We start from the raw sequence: 14,721 nt of genomic DNA on the forward strand, positions 1-14,721 counted from the left end.
CCTCCATGCGGGGGCGGGGCCGTCCGGCCACGCCGTGTCGCGTTGTGCCCGAAGTTCGGCTTTACAGATCTCCTACGGTCACCCTTTCACCGGCCCAGCCCCGCCACGAGGAACCCGACCAGGCGGCGGGCGTCGTAGCGGGGGTCGGCGCCGGCCCCGATGCACAGGTTCCCCACCCCGCGCATGAGCTCGAAGGCGTCCAGGCCGGCGCGGATCTCACCGGCGGCCGCCGCGGCCTCCAGCAGGCGCGCGCACACCGGCACCAGCCGGTCCAGGAAGTAGGCGTGCAACGTCTGGAAGCCGGTGTTGTCCGGCTGCAGCACCGCGGCCAGCCCGTGCTTGGTGACCAGGAAGTCGACGAACAGGTCGATCCACTGCCCCAGCGCCGCGTACGGGCTCGCGGCGGCGGCCAGCAGCGCCGGACCGGCCTCGGCGCAGGACTCGACCTGGTGACGGTAGACGGCGATGACCAGGTCGGCCCGGGTCGGGAAATGGCGGTAGATCGTGGCGGTCCCGACCCCGGCCTCGGCCGCGATGTCACGGATCGGCGCCTCCACGCCCGAGGTGAGGAACACCGCGGCGGCCGCGCGGAGCAGGTTCTCCTCGTTACGCCGGGCATCAGCCCGTTTCGGACGCGAGTGGTCCACGCCGTTCCCTCCGGATTGCTAAACGGGACACGGTCCCGTATCGTCAAAAACGGGACACGGTCCCGCTTGCTCATGATGTCAGAGCGGAGCGCCGGCGGCAAAGCCCTGCCCTCCGCCCTGCCCACCTGCCACCACCCACCCGGAAGGCACACCCATGCCCACATCGCCCAGCACCCCGGTCGTCTCGGTCAGGCCGGTCGTCCTGCCCGCACCCGGACGGGGCGAGGACCTCCAGGTCCGCGTCTCGGCCCCCGCCACCGGCGACCGCCTGCCCGTCATCGTCCTGTCCCACGGCCACGGCTGGTCCATGGACGGCTACGCCCCTCTGGCCGACTTCTGGGCCGCCCACGGCTTCGCCGTCGTGCAACCCACCCACCTCGACTCCCGCACCCTCGCCCTGCCCGCCGACGACCCCCGCACCCCCACGATCTGGCGCGTCAGGGTCGAGGACCTCAGGCGCGTCATCGACGACCGGGACGTCCTGGAAGCCGCCCTCCCCGGCCTGGCCGGACGCCTGGACCACGACCGCCTGGCCGTCGCCGGCCACTCCTGGGGAGCCCAGAGCGCCGGCATGCTCCTCGGCGCCCGCGTCCTGGACGCCGACGGCACGCCAGGACAGGACCTGTCCGACCCCCGCGTCAAGGCAGGCGTGCTGCTCGCCCTCCCCGGCCTGGGCGGCCGTGACCTGTCACCGTTCGCCGCCGAGCACTTCCCCTTCATGAACCCCGCCTTCGACGGCATGACCACCCCCGCCCTGCTGGTCGCCGGCGACAAGGACGACTCCCCGCTGTCGACGCGAGGGCCGGACTGGTTCACCGACGGCTACCACCTCAGCCCCGGCGACAAGAGCCTGCTGACCCTGTTCGGCGCCGAGCACACCCTCGGCGGCGTCGCCGGACACCAAGTCGCCGAGACCACCGACGAGAGCCCCGAACGCCTGGCCCTGCTGCAGCGGCTGACCACGGCCTACCTGCGCACCGCCCTCGACCCCCGCGACACCGCCTGGCCCGACGCCCGCGCCGCCCTGCGAGCCGCCCCCCACCCCCTGGGCCAGATCCGGAGCAAGTAGGCCGCTCAGCCCACCGGGCGGCGGAAGCCGAACGTCTCGTGCCGCCGGACGAAACCCAGCGAACAGTAGAGCTCGCGGGCGGCCACGTTGGTCGCGTCGTGGTTCACCGTCACCACCCCCACGCCCAGCGCCCGCATGCGGCGCATCGCGTGCAGCATCGCCGCCCGCGCCAGGCCCCGCCGCCGGAACGCCGGATGGGTGCCGACCGGCTCGAAATGACCGATCGCGTTGCGCTCGTCGATCCAGCCGACCGCGAAGGCCGCGATCCGCCCGTCCGGCGCCTGGACCACGATCTCGTCGGCCGGGTCGTAGCCGGGCCGCTCCATCACCGCCGCGCGGTAGAGCGGCCCGGTCCAGTCGTCGCCGAACGCCGCGTTGCGCGCCTCGGCCAGCCCATGGGCGTCCTCGGCGACGGCGTGCCGCACCACGAACCCGGCCGGCACGCCCGGCTCGGGCACCGGGTCGCGCAGATCGCGCTCGTTGACGTGGTCCCACACCCGGAACCGCTCGAAACCGGCCCGTCCCAGCAGGCCGATCCGCGCGGCGTCGCAGTCGAAGACGTCGGTCAGCACGTACGGCTCACCCGGGTCCATCATCCGCGCGGTCGCCCCGGCCGCCTCCTCCAGCATGTCCAGCTCCCGCGGCCCGCCACGCAGCCGCGGCGCGGCGAAGACGTCGAAGGCGCAGCCGAACCGCAGCAGGATCGCGATCCCGGCCAGGCCGTCGCCGTCCTCCCACAGCCGTACCAGCTCGGCGGCCGGACGGCGGTCGCGCAGATTGTCATAGACGCGGTGCGGCAGCTCGCCGACGTGGTCGTAACCGCACCGCCCGGCCTGGCCGATCCACCCCGCCATGACCGACCGCAGGGACGGCAGATCCTCATGACGGAAGACACGCACGCGCACAACGGACCCCTTCAGGACTTCAGGAAGTGCAGGACGGCCAGCACCCGGCGGCTGTACCCGCTGGCGTGCGACAGGCCCAGCTTGTCGAACAGCGAGTTGACGTGCTTTTCCACCGCGCTCTGCGAGACGTGCAACTGCGCGGCGATCGAGGCGTTGGTCATGCCCTGGGCCATGCGCTCCAGCACCTCCCGCTCCCGCGCGGTCAGCCGGGCCAGCGGATCGACCTGCGTGGTACGGGCCAGCAGCTGCCGCACCACCTCCGGATCGAAGGCCGCGCCACCGGCCGCCACCCGCTCCAGCGCGTCCAGGAAGTCGCCGACCTGCGCCACCCGGTCCTTCAGCAGGTAGCCCACGCCTTCGACGTCGGCGCTCATCAGCTCGGTGGCGTACCGCTTCTCCACGTACTGCGACAGCACCAGAACCTTGACGTGCGGCCAGCGCCGACGGATCTCCAGCGCCGCCCGCAGCCCCTCGTCGGTGTGGGTCGGCGGCATGCGCACGTCGACCACCACGACGTCCGGGGCGTGCTCGGCCACCGCCGCCACCAGGGCCTCGCCGTCGCTCACGGCGGCCGGCACCTGGTGGCCCTCCTCGCCCAGCAGGCGTACCAGGCCCTCGCGCAGCAGCGTGGAGTCCTCGGCCAGGATCACCCGCACGGCAGCACCGCCGACACCGTCGTCGGGCCGCCGGGCGGGCTGACCACCTCGAAGGCGCCGTCGAGCGCCGCCACCCGCCTGGCCAGCCCGGAAAGGCCGCCCCCCGAGGGCCGCGCGCCGCCCGTCCCGTCGTCGCCCACCCGTACGAGCACCCTGTCGTCCTCCTGCCTGACCTCGACCGTCACCAGCGTGGCGGCCGCGTGCTTGGCGGCGTTGGTCACCGCCTCGCTCACCACGAAGTACGCCGCCGTCTCCACCGCCATCGGCGGCCGCAGCGGCAGCTCGCACACCACCGTGACCGGCACGCCCGCGCGCTCGGCCACCCCGGCCAGCGCCTCGCCCAGCCCGAGGGAGTCCAGCCCGCTGGGATAGACCCGCCAGGCCACCTCGCGCAGTTCGGCCAGCGCCTGCTGGGCCTGCTCGTGCGCCTGCCCCAGCAGCTCCGGGCGCCCCCGCCGGGACCGCCCGATGAGCATCGACAACGCCACCAGGCGCTGCTGGAGCCCGTCGTGCAGGTCACGCTCGATCCGGCGGCGCTCGGAGTCGACCGCGGCCACGATCCCGGCCCGGCTCTCGGCCAGCTCGGCGATCCTGCGCTCCAGCGCCTCGGTACGGTCGGGCCCCAGCATGCGCCCGGCCAGCCGCCGCTCCAGCGCGTGCACCCCCGCCAGCCCCGACAGGGCGATGAACAGCAGCACGCACCCGCCGACCACGAAGTAGAGCACCAGCGGCGGCGTCGGCGTCATCCCGTCGTAGGGCTCGCCCCGGGCCCAGGCCCCCAGCAGCAGCACCCCGGCGCGCGCGCCGAGGACCAGCAGCGTCACCACCAGCCCGCCCAGCACCCCGGCCGGGATCCTGGCGGCCAGGTAGCGCGCCGGCCGCGTGTCCCACCCGGACAGGGCGTCGAGCGCGGCGGTGTCCAGGCGCAGGCGGCGCGCCTCGAACGCGGCCAGCCGCGCCGCCCGCTCCCGCACCCGCGGCCGGCCCAGCACGGGCAGGGTGAGCAGCAGGAACAGCGCGCCGGCCGGCGCGGTGAGCCCGCCCAGGAACACCGCGCCCAGCACCTTCAGCCCTTCAGCGGCGGTTCGCATGCCGTCCTTTGCGCCGTTCCGTCAGCCGTACCGTGACGAAGACCACGATCGCCAGCGCCACCAGGCCGATCACCACGTTGGTGCCGATGCCCACGTACGCCTCCACCAGCGACCAGTTCTCGCCGAGAAAGTATCCCGCAAGCACGAAGATGGTGTTCCAGATGGCGCTGCCGGCCGTCGTGAGCAGCGTGAACGTCACCAGCGGCATACGTTCCACACCCGCCGGCACCGAGATCAGGCTGCGGAAGACGGGGATCATCCGCCCGAAGAAGACGCTCTTGCGGCCGTGCCGCAGGAACCACGCCTCGGTCTTCTCGATGTCGGACACCTTGACCAGCGGCAGCTTGGCGGCGATGGCCAGCGTGCGCTCGCGGCCGAGCATCGCGCCCACCCCGTACAGCGCCAGCGCCCCGGCGACGGAGCCGAGCGTCGTCCACACCAGCACCTCCAGCAGGGCCAGCTCGCCCCTGGCGGCGGTGAAGCCGGACAAGGGCAGGATGACCTCGCTGGGCAGCGGCGGGAACAGGTTCTCCAGCATGATCGCCAGCCCGGCCCCGAAGGCGCCGAGGTTCTCCATCAACGCAATCAACCAATCCGTCATGTCCCCCAGGCTACGAATGATCGGGTAGACCGGTAATGAGGCGGACTGCCGGATGTGCTCTGTGGTAAACCACACCCCCACGTACCGTACACTGTACGGTCTATGAGTCCTCTTCCGGATCTGGCACGACACCCAGCGATCTTCCGACCCGGCGATCCCCCCAGGTCCGGTCATTTGGTCTTCCTCGACGACGAAGGCGACGGCACGGCCACGGTGATCGAACAGGACGGTGACGGCTCGCCCCGCCCCCGCGAGCGCGCCGTCACCGAGATCCCCGTCGCCGACGCCGTCGCCGTGCTGGCCAGGGCGCGCGCCGACGCCGCCGCGCACCCGGCCACCCGCTTCTGGGGCGCCGTCGCGCTGGTCGCCCTCCAGCTCGTCACCCGCGGCCGCATCCTGCCCGCCGTCTCACCCAACGGTTACGACTCCTGGCGCGCCGGCCCCCTCGACGCCGCCGACGCCCGCCGGGTGCGCGAACTGGCCGAGGCCATGCCCGCCGCCGCCCGCGCCCTCCCCGTGGGCGACCTGCTGCTGCCCGACGCCGAGCCGCTCGTGCGCGCCTTCCTCGACGCCGTGGCCGACGCCATGCCCCGCTCGCCCGGAGCCGTACGCGCCACCGGCACCACCGCCTTCGCCGCCGTCAAACCCGTCAAGGTGCCCCACCTGCGGCCCTGGGCCCAGGAGGTCTCGGCGGGGCTCGACTCCGGCGTCCGGCTCTCGCTCCGGCTGGAGACCGACGACCTGGCCCAGGCCGACTTCCGGGCCGTCGTCCAGGTGCACGGCCTGGCCGACCCCTCGCTCGTCGTGGACGCCGCCGACCTGTGGCAAGGACACGACCCCGGGTTCGGCCCCGGCGCCAGGATCGAGGTCACCCTCGCCCTGCGCCGCGCCGCCCGCGCCTGGCCCCGCCTGGAACGGCTGCTCGACCACGCCGTCCCCGACGAGCTCGCCCTCACCGACGGCGACGTGGAGGACCTGCTGACCGGCGCGACCGACCGGCTCACCGCCGCCGGCGTCGAGGTCCACTGGCCGCGCTCCCTCGTCCGCGGCCTGAGCGCCCACGCCGTCGTCGGCGAACGCGACAGCGCGCCCTCCGACCTGCCCTCCTTCCTGGGCGGCCACCACCTGACCAGCTTCAACTGGCGGCTCGCCCTCGGCGGCGCCCCGCTGAGCGCCGCCGAGATGGACCTGCTGGCCGAGTCCCACCGGCCCGTCGTACGGCTGCGCGACCAATGGGTGCTCATCGAACCCGGCCTGGCCCGCAAGGCCCGCCTGCGCGACCTCAAACCCCTCACCGGCCTCCAGGCGCTCGGCGCCGCGCTCACCGGCACGGTCGAGATCGACGCCGAAGGCGAACCGGAACAGATCCCCGTCGAGCCCACCGCCTGGCTCGCCGACCTGCGCGACCGGCTCACCGACCCCGACCCCGTCGACCCGCCGCCCGGCCTGGCCGCCACCCTGCGCGACTACCAGCTCCAAGGGCTGCGCTGGCTGGCCAGGATGACCTCGCTCGGCCTGGGCGGCTGCCTGGCCGACGACATGGGCCTGGGCAAGACCATCACCCTGATCGCGCTCCACCTGCACCGCGCCGGCACCGGCCCCACCCTCGTCGTCTGCCCGGCCTCGCTGCTGGGCAACTGGGAACGCGAGATCACCAGGTTCGCCCCCGGCGTCCCGGTCCGCCGCTACCACGGCGCCGCCCGCACCCTGGCCGACGACGGGTTCGTGCTCACCACGTACGGCACCATGCGCCTGGACGCCGCCACCCTCGGCGCCCACCCCTGGGGCCTGCTGGTCGCCGACGAGGCCCAACACGTCAAGAACCCCGCCTCCGGCACCGCCAAGGCGCTGCGCGAGATCCCCGCCGCCGCCCGCGTCGCCCTCACCGGCACGCCCGTGGAGAACAACCTGTCCGAACTGTGGGCCGTCCTCGACTGGACCACCCCCGGCCTGCTCGGCCCCCTGACCCGCTTCAGGGCCCGCTGGGCCAAACCGGTCGAGTCCGGCGACGCCGACACCGCCGCCCGGCTGGCCAGGCTCGTCGGCCCGTTCCTGCTGCGCCGCCGCAAGAGCGACCCCGGCATCGCCCCCGAACTGCCGCCCAAGACCGAGACCGACCGGCCCGTCCCCCTCACCACCGAACAGGCCGCCCTGTACGAGGCCGTCGTCCGCGAGAGCATGACCCAGATCGAGAACGCCAAGGGCATGGCCCGACGCGGCCTGATCGTCAAACTGCTGACCGGGCTCAAGCAGATCTGCAACCACCCCGCCCACTACCTGCACGAATCGTCCCCCCGGCTGACCGGCCGCTCCGGCAAGCTCGAACTCCTCGACGAGCTCGTCGACACGATCCTCGCCGAGGACGGCGCCGTGCTGGTCTTCACCCAGTACGTCGCCATGGCCCGGCTCCTGGACAAACACCTGACCGGCCGCGGCGTCGGCACCCAGCTCCTGCACGGCGGCACCCCGGTCGCCCGCCGCGAGGAGATGGTCGCCCGCTTCCAGGACGGCCACGCCCCCGTCTTCCTGCTCTCCCTCAAGGCCGCCGGCACCGGCCTCAACCTCACCCGCGCCGACCACGTCATCCACTACGACCGCTGGTGGAACCCCGCCGTGGAGGACCAGGCCACCGACCGCGCCTACCGCATCGGCCAGACCCGGCCCGTCCAGGTGCACCGCCTCATCGCCGAAGGCACGATCGAGGACCGCATCGCCGCCATGCTGAGCGCCAAGCGCTCGCTCGCCGACGCCGTCCTGGCCTCCGGCGAGGCCGCCTTCACCGAGCTGACCGACGCCGAACTCGCCGCACTCGTGGAGCTCAGATGACCGCCGTACGCGGATTCGCCGCCTTCCCCCCGCAACGCGCCGGCGCCCGCTTCGCCACCACCTGGTGGGGCCAGGCGTGGATCAAGGCCCTGGAGGACACCTCGCTCGACCAGACCCTGCTGCGCAAGGGCCGCGCCTACGCCAAGACCGGCCAGGTCGGCCCGATCACCGTCAGCCCCGGCAGGCTCGCCGCCGTCACCGAGCACGAGTACGACACCGTCGTCCGCGTCGAACAGCTCACCGACGCCGCCTGGGAACGCTTCCTGGACCAGGTCGCCGCCAAGGCCGGGCACATCGCCGCCCTGCTCGACCGCGACGTCCCGCACGACCTGGTCGAGGCCGCCGAGGACGCCGCCGTGCCGCTGCTGCCCACCGTCGGCGACCTGGAACCCGAATGCTCCTGCCCCGACTGGGGACACCCGTGCAAGCACGCCGCCGCCCTGTGCTACCAGGCGTCCTGGCTGCTGGACGGCGACCCGTTCGTCCTGCTGCTGCTGCGCGGACGCGGCGAGCGGGACCTGATCGAGGCCCTGCAGACCCGCCACCTGCCCCCGGCCCAGCCCCCCGCCGCCGGCGCGGGGACCACTTCCGCGGCCGGTGGCGTGCCCGCGGCGCAGGCGTTCGCGGTCGGCCGGCCGCCGCTTCCCGAACCCCCGCCGCACGAGACCGCCTTCACCCCCCTGGCCCTGGACCCCGCACCCGGCGTGGACGTGGCCGCCCTGGCCGTGCTGGCCGCCTCCGCCGCCGGCCGCGCCCGCCAGATCCTGCAGCGCGGCCGCCTGGAACCGCTGACCGAACACCAGGACCGCGTCCGCCTGGCCGCCGAGCACGACCTCGACCTCGGCCTGGAACCCGCCGTCCAGGCCTGGCGCTACGGCGGCGCCCCCGGCCTCGACGCCCTCGAAACCCCCTGGACGCCGCCCCGCCAGGACCTGGCCAGAGCGCAGGCGCTGCTGGAGTCCGGCTGGGACGGCGAACCCCCGCCCGGCCTGGAGACCTGGCGCAACCGCTGGACCCTCGGCCCCCGCCAGGTCCGCTACGGCCGCGACGGCCGCTGGTACCCCTTCACCCGCCACGACGGCCACTGGTGGCCCGCGGGCCCCCCGGAACGCGACCCCTCCACCCTCCTCCTCTGACCCCGCCGCGCCGGCGCCCCGAACAGACGGGGCGTCGGGGTGGGGCCGCGATGCTGAAGGCTCCGGGATGGCGGGCCGGGGTGGGGCCGGTCAGGGGGCGAGCTCCTCGGCCTCGCCCGCCGCCGCCACCGTCGCCACCAGCCGGTCGAGGTCGGCCGGCGTGGCGTACGGGTTGAGCAGGGTCAGCTTGAGCCGCACCCGCCCCGGCCCCGACCCCGGCAGCTCGGTACGCCCCACCACCGCCCGCCCCTCCCGCAGCAGCCTGCGCCGCAACCCCGCGTTCACCTCGTCCGAGCGCGCCGGATCGGCCGGCACGTACCGGAACAGGAACGCGGTCAGCACCGGATCGGCGTGCAGCTCCAGCCGCCGATGGGCGCGCACCGCCGCCGCGCCGTGCCGGGCCAGGTCATGGCAGGCCTCCACCAGGCGGCCCAGCCCCGCCCGGCCCAGCGTGCGCAACGTCACCACGATCTTGAACGCGTCGGCCCGCCGCGTGGTGCGCAGCGAGTACCCCAGCAGGCTCGGGTAACCGGCCTCCTCGTCGTCGGCGGGGTTGAGGTAGGCCGCCCGCCGGGCCAGCGACGCGTACGTCTCGGCCCGGCGCACCAGGAAGACCCCCGCCGCGGCCGGCTGCCAGCCGAGCTTGTGCCAGTCCAGCGACACCGAGTCGGCCAGCGCGAGACCGTCCAGGAGCGGCGCGAGCCGGTCCGACAGCAGCGCGCCACCACCGTAGGCGGCATCGACGTGCAGCCAGGCGCCGTGCTCGGCGGCCAGCGCCGCGCACGCCCGCAACGGGTCGATCGCCCCGGTGTCCGTCGTGCCCGCCGTGGCCACCACCGCCACCGGCAGCTCCCCACGCCGCACGCTCGCCCCCAGCGCCCCCGCCAGCGCGCCGGCGTCCATCCGCAGCTCCCGGTCGGCCGGGACGGCCACCACCGCCTCCTCCCCGAGCCCGAGCAGCGCCGCGGCCCGCCGGACGGAGAAGTGCGCCGCCTCGGAGGCGAAGACTCGCGGCCGGGCCGAGCCGGCGGGCCCCCGCCCCGGCAGGCCCGCCAGCTCGACCCTGTCGCCCGCCGCCCGGCCCACCACCGCGTCCCTGGCCAGCATCAGGCCCATCAGGTTGGACTCGGTGCCGCCCGAGGTCAGCACGCCGGCCGCCGCCGACCCGAACCCCACCAGATCGGCCAGCTCGGCCAGCAGCGACGTCTCCAGCGCGGTCGCGGCCGGCGCCTGGTCCCAGGAGTCCAGCGACGGGTTGAGCGCCGAGACCGCCAGATCGGCCGCCACCGCCACGGCCAGCGGCGGACAGTGCAGATGCGCCGCGCAGAACGGATCGGCCGGATCGGCGCTCCCGTAGGCCAGCAGCTCGGTCAGCGCCGTCAGGCCGCCGCCCTCCGACGCGAACGCCCGCGCCACCTCGACCGCCAGCTCACCGGGCGTGCCGGCGGGCAGCGGACCGGCCCGCCGTCGCGCGCCCTCGGCCAGGGCGGCCAGCACGTCACGCAGCAGCGGCTCCAGCGCGGCCGCCCCGCCCACGCCGCCGGACAGGGCCTGATCCGTCGTCACATCGCTCACCCGGCCACTGTGCGGCACCGGCGGCCCCGCGGCCAACACGCACCCCGATGGAACGCCATGGAACGCCCAGACAGATGGACACTCGCAACGACCAGAAGGAGACCCCCATGAGACACCTGCGCCGGATCGGGTACGCGCTGGGCGCCGCGCTCGCCCTCGGCCTGATCCCCGCCACCGCCCACGCCGCGACGCCCGTCCACGTCAAGGAGGCCGAACAGAGCAAATGCCTCGACATCCGGACCGAGGACGACATCTTCGTCCCCGGTGCCCGGCTGCAGCGCTTCACCTGCCACAGCGTCAACGAGCAGCAGTGGGAGATCCTCCCGCTGGCCGGGGACGCGTTCCTGCTGCGCAACCCGCTGACCCGGATGTGCGTGGCGGCCGAATCGGCCGGGTTCGGCGCGCAGGTGGTGGAACGGGCCTGCGGCGAGTCCGACCCCGCCGTCAGATGGTTCACGCTGGGCGGGGTGCCGTTCGTCAAGGGCTCGGGGTTCAACCAGATCCGCTCGGCCCTGGCGTCGGGAAGCTGCCTGGACACCCTGGACACCTTCGTCAAGATCTTCCCGTGCTCGCCGGGGCTGACCAACAAGGCCCAGCTGTGGGCGGCCGTCTGAGCCCGGTCCTCAGGCCGGTCCTCAGGCCGGGGGCCAGTTCCGCAGGACGGCGTCCAGGGCGTCCAGCGTCCTGGACCAGGAGGACTCCACGTCGCGGGGATGACGGCGGAACCCGCCGGCCGTCTCCAGCGTCACGTAACCGTGCAGCGTGCTGCTCATCATGCGCAGCGCGTCGGTCTGGTCGGGCTCGGACAGGCCGTAGGCGCGCAGGACGGCCCGCGTCAGCTCCGCGTGGCGGCGGCCCGCGCTGACGTCCAGCGACTCGGAGTCGAGCTCCAGCTGGGTGGCGGCGTACCGGCCCGGATGTTCCTTGGCGTAGCCGCGGTAGGCGTTGGCGAAGGGCACCAGCGCCTCCTTGCCCGACCGGCCGGCCAGCGCGGCGGCGGCCCGGTCGGCCATCTCGCCCAAGGCCAGCTCCGCCACCCTGAGCCGCAGCTCCTGGAGGTCCTTGACGTGCGCGTACAGGGCGGCGGGCTTGACGCCGAAGCCGCGGGCGAGCGCGGAGACGGTCACGTTCTGGAAGCCGACCTCGTCGGCCAGGTCCGCGGCCGCCCTGGTCAGACGGTCGACGGTCACTCCGGCGCGGGCCACGACGGCACCCCTCCTTAAAGGCTTTAAGTATTTGCATACTACCGTTAAGAACGGCTAGCCTCCACAACCATGAGACCGCTGACCGAACCCGACATCCGCACGTCGTTCATCAACTGCACCAAAGGCGAGGCCAAACGCGTCGGCCTGCCCAGGGAACTGGCCGACCTGCCCTGGGACGACCTCGACTTCCTCGGCTGGCGAGATCCCGGCGCCCCCGAGCGCGCCTACCTGGTCGCCGAACGCGACGAGGCCATCGTGGGCGTCGCCCTGCGCGTGACCTCCGGCGCCCCGCGGGCCTTCACCTCGCGCAGCATGTGCTCCTTCTGCCTGACCACCCACACCAGCGGCGGCGTCGCCCTGATGACCGCCCGCCGCACCGGCGAGCCCGGCCGCCAGGGCAACACCGTCGGCCAGTACCTGTGCGCCGACCTGGCCTGCCCCCTCTACCTGCGTGGCAGGAAGCAGGCCGCGGGCGCCGGCGTCGTGGACGAGTCGCTGACGCCGGCGGAGAAGATCGCCCGCACGCACGCCAACGTGCGTTCCTTCCTGGACAAGGTGGCCGCCTGACCCGGCCTTATTCGTCGTCCCAGGCCATCGAGCTCATCCGCCACCCGGCGGGCGTCCGGACGAACTGGGTGGTCTTGCGACCCCCGCCCTCGAACGGCACGCCGTCCCGGACGCCGGACTTGCGGTAGTCGCTGAACCGGTGCGCCACCGACCCGAAGATCTCGGTGCGCTCGGCGACCTCCCACTCGCGGAACTCGGTCAGCGTCCCGTCAGTGAGGATGCGCTGCCGGGGCTCGACGAAGCCGTCCAGGTCGTGGACCACGGGCTCGGGCCCGGTGTTGTTGACGATCAGCGCCTGCGGGACGAACAGGTCGCGCACGACGCCGACGTCGGGGCGGCGTCCGCCGGTGTTGGTGAAGGCGCCCATGAACGCCGCCATCAGCCCGTCGAGCTCGGCCTTGACGCCGCAGGGCGGCCCGTCGTCGGCCAGCAGCGACCAGACCTCGCTGTCCTGCCGCTCGCCCCGGTACGGGAAACGCTTGCGCAGCACGCCGTCGCGGGTCATCCCGAGCCGGCGCGCCACCTCGACGCTGCGCGTGTTGCCCGGCGAGACCCACCATTCCACGCGCGCCATGCCGCGCTCGGCGAACGCCCAGTCGATCAGCAGCCGGCAGGCCCGGGTCACCAGCCCACGGCCCGTCCCGGCCGCCTCCAGCCAGCAGCCGATCTCGCACACCCCCGAGACCGCGTCGAACCGGGTGAACATGACGCCGCCGACCAGCGTGCCGGCCAGCCAGATCCCGTAGATGCGGGCGCCGTCGCCGGCCTGGTCGTCGGCATAGCGCTGCAGGACGGCCGTGGCCGAGGCCAGGTCGGTGCTGCGCTCGGCCCACGGGATCCACGGGTCCACCAAGGGGCGGGCGCGGTCGATGTGGTCCAGGAACTCCTGGGCCTGCCAGGGCTCCAGCGGGCGGAGCTCGGCGTCGTCGCCGAGCGGCAGTGTGAACACGGACACCGTCCAAGGTACGTAACGAGCGTTCGGTATGTAAGGTAGCAGCATGCCACCCGCAGCCGGAGACCGTGAAGCCCGCCGCGAGGACGTCTCACAGGCGGTCTGGCAGGTGCTGGCCGACAAGGGGTTCGGCGGGCTCACCCTGCGCGCCGTCGCCGCCGCCATGGGCGTCTCGACCGGCCTGCTCATGCACTACTTCCCCACCAAGCGGGCCCTGGTCGGGCACGCGCTCGACCTGCTGGAGCGGCGCACGGCCGGCCGCCCCCGGCGCCGGGCCCCCGCCGCCGGCCTGGCCGCCCTGCGGGCCGCGCTGCTCGACATCCTGCCGCTGGCCCCCGCCGACGTCGCCCGCAACCGCATCTGGGTCAGCTCATGGGACCTGGCCCTGGCCGACGACGACCTCGGCGCCGGCCAGGCCGCCCGCTACACCCGGCTGCGATCGGCGCTGCGCGCCCATCTGGAGGCCGCCCGCGACCTCGGCGAACTGCCTCCGGCGGCCGACCCCGAACGGCTGGCGGCCAGTGCCGTGGCCTTCGTCCACGGGCTCGTCGTCCAGGCGCTGTTCGACCCCGGACGCTTCCCCGAAGAGACCCAGACGGCCCTGCTCGACGACTTCCTGGCCTCGATCGCGGCCTGAAGCCCTGCTACGTGGCCACCGACACCACGTGCCCCGCCGAGGTCGGGTCGGCGGCCAGCTTCAGCATACAGTCGGCCAGGTCGGCGCGGGTGGTGGAGCGGCCCCCGCGCAGGTTGAGATCCCGGGCCGTGCGGTAACGGCCGGTGAGCCCGCCGTCGAGCAGGCGCGACGGGCGCACGATCGTCCAGTCCAGGCCCGAGGCGCGCAGCAGGCGCTCGGACTCGGCCAGGTCGGTGTAGGAGTTCTTGAGCAGCGGCTGCAGGATGAGGGGCTTGAGCACGTACCGGGTGACCGCGCCGTCACCGGCGTCGGCGACCAGGCCCGCGGCGCTCACCAGCAGCACCCGCCGGACCGAGACGCGCGCCATCGCCTGGGTGATCGAGCGCATGCTCGACGAGTGCACGGTGGTCGGGCCGCGCCCGCGCGGGCCGAGCGCGATCAGGACGGCGTCCCGGCCCTTGATCGCCGGGGCGATGGCCTGCGGGTCGGCCAGGTCGGCGGTCACGGTCTCGACGCGGCCGCGCAGCCCGTCCGGCAGCCGGGCGGGATCACGGACGACGGCGGTGACCTCGTGGCCCAGGTCGAGCGCCTGACGGACGAGTTCGAGCCCGGTGCGGCCGGTCGCGCCGAAGATGACGAGCCTCATGTCGTGCCCTTCGCGAGAGGGTGGGTGAACACTTACTCACCCTACTCGCCCCCCTCAGCCGGCGGGGACGGGGACGTGGGCCGCCGCCAGGGCGCGCGCCGCCTCCACGACCGCCGCGCGGCGGCGGGCCGGCGCCCGGCCGGGATCGGGCTCGTCGAGGATGAGCCGGCGCATCTGCGGGGCCGCGAAGTTCCACGCCACCAGACCC

Annotated in this window: 16 protein-coding genes; 6 read left to right on the forward strand and 10 right to left on the reverse strand. The window is 74.2% G+C overall.

Translation table 11 applies throughout. From position 1 onward, the window contains the following. Nucleotides 1-86: 86 nt before the first annotated feature. Nucleotides 87-647, reverse strand: coding sequence for a helix-turn-helix domain-containing protein (locus AB0J97_RS15495; RefSeq protein ID WP_364088636.1), 561 nt, complete (start codon nt 645-647; stop codon nt 87-89). Between the two features lie 154 nt (nt 648-801). Here AB0J97_RS15495 and AB0J97_RS15500 point away from each other — a divergent pair, with 154 nt between their 5' ends. After that, nucleotides 802-1,716 (forward strand): chlorophyllase, encoded by a 915-nt coding sequence (locus AB0J97_RS15500; protein ID WP_364088638.1) that lies wholly within the window; start codon nt 802-804, stop codon nt 1,714-1,716. A 5-nt stretch (nt 1,717-1,721) separates the two neighbouring features. Here AB0J97_RS15500 and AB0J97_RS15505 read toward each other — a convergent pair whose 3' ends face one another. Genes AB0J97_RS15505 through AB0J97_RS15520 form a run of 4 tightly spaced genes read right to left on the reverse strand, consistent with a single transcriptional unit; the run spans nt 1,722 to nt 4,969 of the window. Beyond that, on the reverse strand, nt 1,722-2,621 hold the full coding sequence (locus AB0J97_RS15505) for a GNAT family N-acetyltransferase (RefSeq protein WP_364088640.1): 900 nt from the start codon (nt 2,619-2,621) through the stop codon (nt 1,722-1,724). A gap of 11 nt (nt 2,622-2,632) precedes the next feature. Then, on the reverse strand, nt 2,633-3,277 hold the full coding sequence (locus tag AB0J97_RS15510) for a response regulator transcription factor (protein WP_357699718.1): 645 nt from the start codon (nt 3,275-3,277) through the stop codon (nt 2,633-2,635). Then, on the reverse strand, nt 3,268-4,368 hold the full coding sequence (locus AB0J97_RS15515; protein WP_364088643.1) for a histidine kinase: 1,101 nt from the start codon (nt 4,366-4,368) through the stop codon (nt 3,268-3,270). The genes AB0J97_RS15510 and AB0J97_RS15515 overlap by 10 nt, the downstream gene beginning before the upstream one ends. Continuing rightward, nucleotides 4,352-4,969, reverse strand: coding sequence for a DedA family protein (locus AB0J97_RS15520; protein ID WP_357699714.1), 618 nt, complete (start codon nt 4,967-4,969; stop codon nt 4,352-4,354). Before AB0J97_RS15520 ends, AB0J97_RS15515 begins: the two co-directional genes overlap by 17 nt. 174 nt (nt 4,970-5,143) lie before the next feature. On the opposite strand from AB0J97_RS15520, the gene AB0J97_RS15525 reads away from it, so the two are divergent. Both AB0J97_RS15525 and AB0J97_RS15530 read left to right on the forward strand, forming a co-directional pair. After that, nucleotides 5,144-7,795, forward strand: coding sequence for a DEAD/DEAH box helicase (locus tag AB0J97_RS15525; protein WP_364088645.1), 2,652 nt, complete (start codon nt 5,144-5,146; stop codon nt 7,793-7,795). Continuing rightward, nucleotides 7,792-8,931 (forward strand): SWIM zinc finger family protein, encoded by a 1,140-nt coding sequence (locus AB0J97_RS15530; protein ID WP_364088647.1) that lies wholly within the window; start codon nt 7,792-7,794, stop codon nt 8,929-8,931. Before AB0J97_RS15525 ends, AB0J97_RS15530 begins: the two co-directional genes overlap by 4 nt. A gap of 90 nt (nt 8,932-9,021) precedes the next feature. Here the strand turns inward: AB0J97_RS15530 and AB0J97_RS15535 are convergent, their stop codons facing one another. Further along, complete coding sequence (locus AB0J97_RS15535; protein ID WP_364088649.1) at nt 9,022-10,506, reverse strand: pyridoxal-dependent decarboxylase; 1,485 nt, start codon at nt 10,504-10,506, stop codon at nt 9,022-9,024. Between the two features lie 107 nt (nt 10,507-10,613). Here AB0J97_RS15535 and AB0J97_RS15540 point away from each other — a divergent pair, with 107 nt between their 5' ends. After that, complete coding sequence (locus tag AB0J97_RS15540; RefSeq protein ID WP_357699706.1) at nt 10,614-11,120, forward strand: ricin-type beta-trefoil lectin domain protein; 507 nt, start codon at nt 10,614-10,616, stop codon at nt 11,118-11,120. 21 nt (nt 11,121-11,141) lie between these two features. Here AB0J97_RS15540 and AB0J97_RS15545 read toward each other — a convergent pair whose 3' ends face one another. After that, nucleotides 11,142-11,711, reverse strand: coding sequence for a WHG domain-containing protein (locus tag AB0J97_RS15545; protein WP_357699704.1), 570 nt, complete (start codon nt 11,709-11,711; stop codon nt 11,142-11,144). A gap of 69 nt (nt 11,712-11,780) precedes the next feature. On the opposite strand from AB0J97_RS15545, the gene AB0J97_RS15550 reads away from it, so the two are divergent. After that, the gene (locus AB0J97_RS15550; RefSeq protein ID WP_364088651.1) at nt 11,781-12,278 is read left to right on the forward strand and encodes an FBP domain-containing protein; all 498 of its coding nucleotides are present in this window, start codon (nt 11,781-11,783) and stop codon (nt 12,276-12,278) included. A gap of 7 nt (nt 12,279-12,285) precedes the next feature. On the opposite strand, the gene AB0J97_RS15555 is transcribed toward AB0J97_RS15550, so the two are convergent. Then, nucleotides 12,286-13,233, reverse strand: a complete 948-nt coding sequence (locus AB0J97_RS15555) for a GNAT family protein (RefSeq protein WP_364088653.1) — start codon at nt 13,231-13,233, stop codon at nt 12,286-12,288. 43 nt (nt 13,234-13,276) lie between these two features. Between AB0J97_RS15555 and AB0J97_RS15560 the strand changes: the two genes are divergently transcribed. Next, a complete protein-coding gene (locus tag AB0J97_RS15560) occupies nt 13,277-13,867 on the forward strand; it encodes a TetR/AcrR family transcriptional regulator (RefSeq protein WP_357699698.1) in 591 nt (196 codons plus the stop codon). A 7-nt stretch (nt 13,868-13,874) separates the two neighbouring features. Here the strand turns inward: AB0J97_RS15560 and AB0J97_RS15565 are convergent, their stop codons facing one another. Further along, nucleotides 13,875-14,513, reverse strand: coding sequence for an SDR family oxidoreductase (locus AB0J97_RS15565; RefSeq protein ID WP_364088656.1), 639 nt, complete (start codon nt 14,511-14,513; stop codon nt 13,875-13,877). A gap of 54 nt (nt 14,514-14,567) precedes the next feature. Beyond that, complete coding sequence (locus AB0J97_RS15570) at nt 14,568-14,714, reverse strand: hypothetical protein (protein ID WP_364088658.1); 147 nt, start codon at nt 14,712-14,714, stop codon at nt 14,568-14,570. Nucleotides 14,715-14,721 lie beyond the last annotated feature (7 nt).

It is taken from the genome of Nonomuraea sp. NPDC049607 (genome assembly GCF_040675375.1).
Taxonomy (GTDB): Bacteria; Actinomycetota; Actinomycetes; order Streptosporangiales; family Streptosporangiaceae; genus Nonomuraea.

Coding starts and splice junctions, on each gene's coding strand:
- AB0J97_RS15540 (WP_357699706.1), top strand. CDS start 10,614: ATGAGACACCTGCGCCGGATCGGGTACGCGCTGGGCGCCGCGCTCGCC.
- AB0J97_RS15560 (WP_357699698.1), top strand. CDS start 13,277: ATGCCACCCGCAGCCGGAGACCGTGAAGCCCGCCGCGAGGACGTCTCA.
- AB0J97_RS15500 (WP_364088638.1), top strand. CDS start 802: ATGCCCACATCGCCCAGCACCCCGGTCGTCTCGGTCAGGCCGGTCGTC.
- AB0J97_RS15515 (WP_364088643.1), bottom strand. CDS start 4,368: ATGCGAACCGCCGCTGAAGGGCTGAAGGTGCTGGGCGCGGTGTTCCTG.
- AB0J97_RS15565 (WP_364088656.1), bottom strand. CDS start 14,513: ATGAGGCTCGTCATCTTCGGCGCGACCGGCCGCACCGGGCTCGAACTC.
- AB0J97_RS15530 (WP_364088647.1), top strand. CDS start 7,792: ATGACCGCCGTACGCGGATTCGCCGCCTTCCCCCCGCAACGCGCCGGC.
- AB0J97_RS15550 (WP_364088651.1), top strand. CDS start 11,781: ATGAGACCGCTGACCGAACCCGACATCCGCACGTCGTTCATCAACTGC.
- AB0J97_RS15520 (WP_357699714.1), bottom strand. CDS start 4,969: ATGACGGATTGGTTGATTGCGTTGATGGAGAACCTCGGCGCCTTCGGG.